Source organism: Pseudanabaena sp. 'Roaring Creek' (genome assembly GCF_001402795.1).
Lineage (GTDB): Bacteria > Cyanobacteriota > Cyanobacteriia > Pseudanabaenales > Pseudanabaenaceae > Pseudanabaena.
The window spans coordinates 1-8376 of sequence record NZ_LIRE01000363.1; the positions used below are offsets into that span (position 1 = coordinate 1).

Consider the following 8376-nt stretch of genomic DNA (forward strand, 5'->3'; position numbering starts at 1 on the left):
TTACCCGCAAAGTAACTGCCATTGGTTTCGCCCAGATATTTCCAATCCGCCTGACTGACATCGCTGGGATGGGTCATGCACAGCACAAAATCTTGGTTATCGGAGGCAATTCGACATTTACCTTTGATGTCATCGCAGATTGGACAAGGATTATTTACCTTAGTTGGTGAAAACTTTCTGGAAGAATACTGGTTATTTAAGGAGGTCATTATTTTTGACCTCCGATGAGCTTGATCGGAGAGATCGTTAAGTAGATCTCCTTCAACAAGTGTTGAAAAATTAAAAACATCTAGATTGTCCTGATTGCAAGAGTTGTAGCGACTTCAATCAGAAAATAGACAGACCTTTTGAATTCAGTTCAATAATTAATTATTGGCTTTTGCAAAAAATTAAAAAATTTGCAGCAAAAACTGTTGCTAAACTTATATCTTGCGTTAAGATATAAGAAAGCACTGAACAAAATTGCCCGTCAAAGCAACGCCTGTCCATTTTCGAATATTAAATTTAATAGATACCTTCAGGTAGTCAAAGAGCTAGTGGTTCCAAGCACTGGCTTTTTTGATGTCTAAAGGTAGAAAACTAGGTAAGTAATCTCCTGTAGATAAAAAACTGCAATTTAAGCATACATCGATCCCTCTAGATCTGATCTATAAAAGATCAAAATTTTATAGATGTTAGCCTGAATAGGTTTGTCTCGCTTACATACTGTCATCTATGACACTATTTTTGAGCAATAGCATGGTATTAAATGACACGGCAATTGGCGGGACGACAACGATCAACTTTTAGGTTAAATATGCTGTCGTTTACCTGATGATAGCTATTGATGAGGCAGCTAGCCGCTCATCCAACTATATATTTGCCGATCAATCGCAAGCTGTCGCGACAACTAGCGATCGGTAAAAATGACAGAGTTTATCGCTGTCGCCACTCGCCAATGTCACTGTCGTTTGATAGAGTAGTATCAGCGTCGACACCTGATAGTCCCGCAATACCAGCGCTTAACTGTTTGCAACAATAACGGGTTTGAGCAAGCCCTATTTATTGATAGGATTGTTAGCCAAAGATTCAAAGCTAGAGGACTTGAGTAAGTTTATCCACAGAGCTTTTATATCAGGAGCGTTAGGCTGAGCGAGTCTTAATTTTGCTAAGTTAGTCAGTGCTTCATACCAAATACCAGTTTTAGCATATAGATTTACACGCTCGATCTCTGAAGCTTTTTCTAATTTGCCAATCAAAGCTAAATTTGGTTTGACACGACGGACAATTCCTTCAGAAAAAGTATTTTCAGGATCGGGATCGACACAATCTACAGAGACTATCCATTTATAATCTTGCCCGATTTCTAACGGTTTATCAAATTGAATGCCAACAATGCTGGGTGTATTAGTAAGGATTATCCTTTTCGCTTCGATTCCATCTCCATCCCGATTCTCAAGCGTAAATACAAGGGCAACTGCTGAGGTCTTGGGAACATAGACATAAAATTTAGGATTAGCTGAATAGGTAAGACCAAACTTGTTAGAAGGCAACAAGGGAGTAAGTTGTTGGTCTAAAGCCTCGCTAGCTTTATCATCTGTAGTTTGGACATTGCGATCCTTAGGGCATTTCCCATCGCTGCTTCGCCTGCCACCACCAATGCTAACTGTGGGGTCGGGTTCTCCAACAGGTGGATCGAACAAGCCGCGCACTCCACCTCCTAAAGAACTTTTTGGTGTCGGATTGCTCGAATCTGGATCAAATCCTTTGATTTTTTGAGCGTAAGCACTTGCTAAAAATATAGATGATAAGGAGCTTTGTAATAATGCGGCAATTAGCAATAGTGAAAAGTAGCGAGGCAAATATTTATAAAACATAATTTTTTTGATTTCTATTTACATACTCGAAAAATTGACTGTTTAAATTACAACCAGTTCCCAATTAAAACAAAGGGAGACCAATAGAAAGGATGTTTAAAATCTGGCTTTTTGAGAAGGCTGATCTGAGCGTTGCGCAAAGCATCAGCCTTAGTCGTTCCAGTTTTTGCCAATTCTTTATAAAAGTTTTCCATAAATGTTGCAGTCGCCCTATCCTCTACCGACCATAAGCTAGCGATCGTACTCCGCGCACCCGATCGCACAGCGATTCCTGCTAATCCGAGGGCAGCACGACTATCACCCTTAGCTGTCTTGCAAGCGCTGAGCACTAATAGCTCGATCGGGATTCTAATATCTTGGTCTCTAGTTTGGAGCATTTCTCCTAATTGTTTGACATCAAGACGATTCTTCCATGTCAGAACATAGGTGTCATTAATATCAGAGCTAAATTGACCGTGAGTTGCTAAATGGACGACTCGATAGGGAATCTTCCTAATTTGCTCTTGAATCGCTTGACTGGTAAATTCTTCATTTAAAAGCGGTGGTTGATTGCTAACCACTGACGCAATCTGCTGTAACTCACGCTCGACGTTTGGTAAGGCATTAAAATTTTGAGTTTTCTTACTTGCCTCGCTAACAAATTGAGTTTCTTTGCTTATACCGCCAGTAAATACTTCTAGCTTTTGCCTTTTGAGGGGACGAGGATCGAGGAGTTGCAATCCAGGGGTGAGGGCGAGATTATATTTCTCAATCAAGTATTGCTGCCCGTCATAAAGAACTGCCATTGGTAAATTCCTGAGGGAGCTATCAAGCACAAATGCTAAGGTTTTGATATCTTTTTCTTTTAGCTTTGCCTCTATATCTTCGCCAATCAAGAGATCGTAGACTTTCTTAGAGGCGATTTTAGTATCTGACACAAGGGCAGTGCGGCTTAAGGTCTTGCGAAGGTTGCTCAAAAGGTTTTCGAGATCTGCCTGAGAAATCTTAGTGGTTTTGTGAAGTAAAGTCCGATCCTTATCTGGGAGTGAAATGACAACTTCTATACTGTTGGGTAAAATAATCGGATAAACAACAGCCGCTTGGCGATCTACCTCATCAATCTGGGTGGATTTGCCTGTAAGACAAGCTTCTTTAAAAAAGTTATCTAATTCTGCTAGCTGTAGCGATTCGATAACCTTACGAGCCTCCGTGAGGTTTTCCTGACTGACTTCTTTCCCTGTTTCGGGAGTTAGCAGTAAAGCGACGAGCTGTCGGTAGACTGGTTCGACACTTTCGCGAAAAGAAAATTGCACGTCCGAACTGCTAGACACCAGATCGCCACGAATGGAAGCTAAGGTATTGACGGCTTCGCTGTAGGCTCCGATCGCTTGTTTGTTTTCGCCTTTAGACTTAAGTACTCGTCCGAGTTGCCACTGCCAGCGATAGGCGATATCTGAGGCATTATTAGTTTGGGCGAGGACAAGCGCTCTTTCGGTTAAGCCTTGAGCCTCCGCAAGCTGCTGATTTTGCTCGTAAAGTGCGCCCATATAGCCGATCGCGTAGGACTCAGCCCTCGGATCGTTTATTTCCTTTGCTTGCTGTGCGGCAGTAGCGAGGATTTGCGCCGCAGCTTCGCGATCGCTGGAAGTGGGATTGAGTTTGAGCAGGCTTTGCGTGAAATTTACCCTTGCATAGACTGAAGCACGGCTAGTTGGTAGGTTTTGGATTTGAGCCTGAATATCTTTTGCTAGTTGTTGAGATGAATCTGTCTGTTTAGATTCGATTTGGAGTTGTAGTTGGTTTAGTTGAGCTTGGATTTTGGGAGTTACAGAAATATTAAGATTGGCTAATTGCTGATAGTAGGCGATCGCTTTGGGAACGTCTTTGAGGTTGTAGGCGGTATTTCCCAAGCTAAGGAGAGCATCGGCAATAATGGGAGCGTTATCGAGTTTCTTCGCAAGAGCTAAACTTTTGTTTAATTCATCTTGAGCATCTTGAAAGTCGCCGCTCAGTCGCAGAGCTTCCCCAAGGTTGAGCAGGCTAGCGGCTTTGAGAGATGTGTCGGGAAGGTTTTCGAGATCCGATTGGATTTGTTTGCTATTTTCTCTGGCTTGCGGATATAAGCCTAATGCTCTAAGCGCCTGACTCTGGTTAATCTTGCTGCGAATAGTGCTGTCTTTATCCCCTAATTGTTCGTAAATTTCCGTTGCTTTTTGCCAAGTTGTTAATGCTTCTTTAGCTTGACCCTGTGCGAGTTGAATGTTGCCTTGGATATTGAGGGTGTTAGCGAGTAATGAGGACTCTTTAGGACTCGATCGCAGAACTTCTAAACTGTTGGCGATCGCTTGATTGGCTTCTTTCCAGTTTCCGAGTTGTTGATAGGCTAGGGCGAGATTATCGAGAGTGACTGATTGATTGAGGCGATCGCCTTGTTTTGTGTAGATATCCATTGCCTGCTGCCACGTGGCGATCGCTTTGGCATATTGTCCTGTTTGGTATTGTTGTTGTCCTATTTGAATTAGATTTGAGGGATTATTGGTTGAGGGTTGACTGATAAATTTGTCGGTTGTGACTTCGGGGGAAGTTTGGCTAGAATTTGTCGCAATGCTGGGCTGAGCGTTCCATCCAGTCATTAGAGATAGTAATAAGCATGTTCCAATACTGCTATTGATAAAGATTTGACTGGTTTTGAGTTTCAAGGTGGGTTTCCTCAGGAATATGTTTTTCTTTGAATATTTTTTGATTACTGACAGCTAAGCTGAGGTATGGCAGGGCTGAGAGGGGTCGATGCTGCAACTACTCTGATAAAGCCTTGACTATCGCGAATAATGTTATTTGCTTCGACAATCGCTTTGGGGGTATTGGCAGTAGCATTCTGTGTTGGTTCGGGTATAGATGCGCGATCGGTGCTACTCGATACGGGATTGACTAGTTCTACTAGAGACTGAGTGTTAGAAAGCTCGTCGGTAGGAGACTTGGGTAAGCCACCTTTGCCTGAAATAGTAAAGCTATTGTCTCGTTTGGATAGTTTGCCTCCAATGGCGCAGCTTTGATTAACTTGTTTGGAGGGATCGGCGAGGTTGTTCGGTAATGCAGTCACTCCTCGGATGGGATCGAAGTTAAGGGTGTTTAGGGTAACCGTCCCTGGCAAAGTTCCACTTATATTATTTGCGACGATTTCGCTAAAGGGTGGGTTCAGTTGCGAACTATATCGAAGTCCGTAGATGGCATTAGCATTGATGGTGATGTTCCCACCTCTTCCTGCAAAAGCGTTGGCATAAATGTTGCTGTCTTCAGTACATACTGCTATTACAAATCCAGCATTTATGTCGATTTTACCGCCATTACCAAGTTGATTGGGAAGGGTAAATGCAGTGGCAGTAATGTTACTAGCATAACGCAAAAGCAATATTGATGGAACGTTTAAGGTGATATTGCCTCCATTACCGCTTAAAGCAAAGGCAGAAATTAAGGAGCCGTTGTAAAGCGAGAGATTATTAGAAAATATAGTTATATTTCCAGCAATACCAAAGCCAAAACTACTAGTTGAAATTTGCGCCCCATTTTGAAGCGTTAGGTTTTGCGGATCGATGAAAATGCTGCCTCCATAACCAGTGGTATTACCAGATGCTCCAGTAAAGATTCCAGTTCCATATCCATTTAACGTTATGGATTGACCTGCGAGAATATTGATTTTCCCTGCATTGCCAGTATTAATTTGACCTAGATTACTTCCTACAATCGAAGAAATAAAACTTCCATTTTGCATGTTTAAATATTGGGCGTTAATATTGATATTGCCAGCATTCCCCAATCCCTGAGAATTAGTTGATATCGAAGATTCATTATTTAGGTATACAGATTTTGCATTAATGTTTATATAGCCACCATTCCCAACCCCAGAACCACCTATTTCACTCTCTAAATAACTGGAGTTGTCGAATGAGACTAAACTTGATGCATTTATGGTAATATTTCCAGCATTTCCAATCTTGGAGGAATCGGAAGTTAATTGAGAGTTATTTGTTGTAGATATCGAATCTACCTTAATATTAATATTTCCCGCGTTTCCCTGTCCGAGAGTATTCGCTTTTAGGAAAGAGTTATCTACAGACAGAGTTTTTGCGCTGATTGAAATATTCCCAGCATTTCCAACTGCCCCTGATTCAACCGAACTAATGGCGGTACTTTGAATTCCATTGCTAGAGAATAGCACTGAGTTTGTTGCTGTAATGGAGATATTTCCACCATTACCAATGCCAAATGTGGGCGTTTGCAATTCAGCGCCATTTGTTATAGATGCCGAACCTGCATTAATAATTATGTCTCCAGCATTGCCTGTTGCCCCAACTTGCACTCTGCTAAACGCTCCAGTTGGATTTACATTAAAACCAGAAAAAAGCACCGAGCCTGTTGCCGCAATAGCGATGTTCCCTCCATTGCCGTTTCCAAATATATCTGACTGTAACTGACCACCATTAGTTAGCGTTATGTTTGTAACATTGATGTTGATATTTCCAGCATTTCCAGTTCCAAAAGTAGAAGTATTTACCCCATTTCCGCTAGCAAAAGTTAAATTCCCATTCGCCAATAGCGATACACTACCTCCATTCTCAGTTAAAGACAAAGCATTAATTTGATTATTGACATTGATATCTCCCTTAGAGTCAATTACCACCGCCCCAGCGTTGCCAAACGAACTACTAGTAGTAATCGCCCCTACGGATATACTGCCAGCAAGAGCGCTATTCGGAGCAAACTGATTTGTTAGATAAACGAGACTATTAGCAGTCGCAGCCGAAGTATCATCGATCGCGATCGCGCCAACAGAAATATTTGCACTCGTTGGATTACCTGTCACTGTAACCGCAGGAGTAGCAAATAAACCGCTTGGCAGCACTCCAGCTCGAATATCCACCACTGGGGTATTTATCCCATCGATAACCAAAGACGAACTATCAGAAAGCGTAACCGTGCTGTTATTAAAAGGAGCGCTAGCACCAGTAATCTGAATCGCTCCAGTTGTAACACTACCTCCTGCAAGAATTTGCAACGAAGTTCCAGTATAGTTACCAAAATTTACGTTGCCGCTATATTGAAAAATTGGATCTTTTAAGCTGTATAAGTCCCCAGGAGTTCCATCTAGCTTTTTCACTAGAAAATTTCCACCCCCGATCCAATGAGCATCCACATCAATGGGATTATTTGATTGCAAAACCACATTCCCTCGAGTAAACAAACTGCTATTCGGATTTGCCAACACGTTCGCCAATACATTTTGCGTTCCTCGAACTAGCAAATTACCACCCACTAACAAATTAAGCGGTTGCGTTGCACTATCTTGCAGCACTATCCCGTTATTAGCTAACAAATTCAAATCGCCCGAAGTTTGAAATTTGCCATTTTTTAGCAATATATCCTTTGTCGCCGAAAGTGTTGCCGTACTTGCCTGAAACTGCGATGCTTGCAAGTTTCCCGCCACTGCTTCGAGGTTCAAATTCCCATTGGGAGCCGATAAATTCCCCGTACTCGTGACACTTCCACCCGAAAGCGTCAAGTCTTTACCAACAGATAGATTTCCTGTGTTGCTTATCGGTGCGGGAGTAGTATTGCCATACTGCAACCCAGGGGTAATATCCATCGTCAACAAAGGTGGCGGAGCCTGAGGATTAGTCGCACTAAACCCGCTACCATCGGGAAACTTAAAACTGTTAGCCGTAGAACCAACAAAAGAACCACCGATATCTAACTTCGCATTTGCGCCAAGGACAATTCCATTAGGATTCAGCAGATACAAATTCGCATTGCCATTCGCCTTAAGAGTTCCGTCGATATTAGAAACATTATTACCCGTCACCCGCGTCAAGATATTCTGAACGTTAGGAGCGTTATTAAAATAAGCAGTGTTATTCGTCGGAACCGAAAAATCTTGAAAACTGTGATAGAGATTGACACCAACCGTCGTACCGCCATTAATCGTATGAACTGACCCCGTCGTCGTTACCGTAGAGTTGACAGGCAAAGTCCTGTCTGGGACGATCTGCGCTGAAGCTGAAAGTGGAGATGAGAAATAACTTAAAACGCAAGCACCAGAAAAGCAGACATTGCGAAGAGTTAATCTCATAACTTTAAGTCTCACAACTCATGTAATATTTCTTAAAAAGTCCCGCAGCATACATACTAGCTACGCACCCTAATTAAGCAAGAAGCATTAAACTAAATTTAAAATATCATGTTTTACAATAAATTAAAAAGGTGTAAAAGTTAACTATTTAATAGAAAAAAGTTAGCTATTGGATGGGGGAAAGTTATTTTTAGTTAAATTATCTCAAATAATTGACAATAAGCTTAAAAAGCTTAAGTCCATGCCAAGAGAGAGTTTAAATTGCATTCCTTTTTATTTTTATAATGTTATTTAGAAAAAATTCGCAAAATAATAAAAATTGTATTATATTTTCTTGGCTTAGCTTGCCATCGCCGCCTTAATGCTGCAAATTAACGACAATTAGCCGACCGAAAAATAATTTGTACCCATATAAAT

4 protein-coding genes are annotated in these 8376 nt (G+C 41.5%); all 4 read right to left on the reverse strand.

Translation table 11 applies throughout. The features are described from left to right. On the reverse strand, positions 1–209 hold a 209-nt coding region (locus tag AC805_RS25615), incomplete at its 3' end, for a hypothetical protein (protein ID WP_156341394.1). Between the two features lie 828 nt (positions 210–1037). Continuing rightward, on the reverse strand, positions 1038–1856 hold the full coding sequence (locus AC805_RS12235; RefSeq protein WP_055075703.1) for a DUF928 domain-containing protein: 819 nt from the start codon (positions 1854–1856) through the stop codon (positions 1038–1040). A 47-nt stretch (positions 1857–1903) separates the two neighbouring features. Then, entirely contained in the window at positions 1904–4534 is a 2631-nt protein-coding gene (locus tag AC805_RS12240; protein ID WP_055075704.1) for a CHAT domain-containing protein, read from the reverse strand. A gap of 44 nt (positions 4535–4578) precedes the next feature. Next, positions 4579–7959 (reverse strand): filamentous hemagglutinin N-terminal domain-containing protein, encoded by a 3381-nt coding sequence (locus tag AC805_RS12245; RefSeq protein ID WP_055075705.1) that lies wholly within the window; start codon positions 7957–7959, stop codon positions 4579–4581. Positions 7960–8376 lie beyond the last annotated feature (417 nt).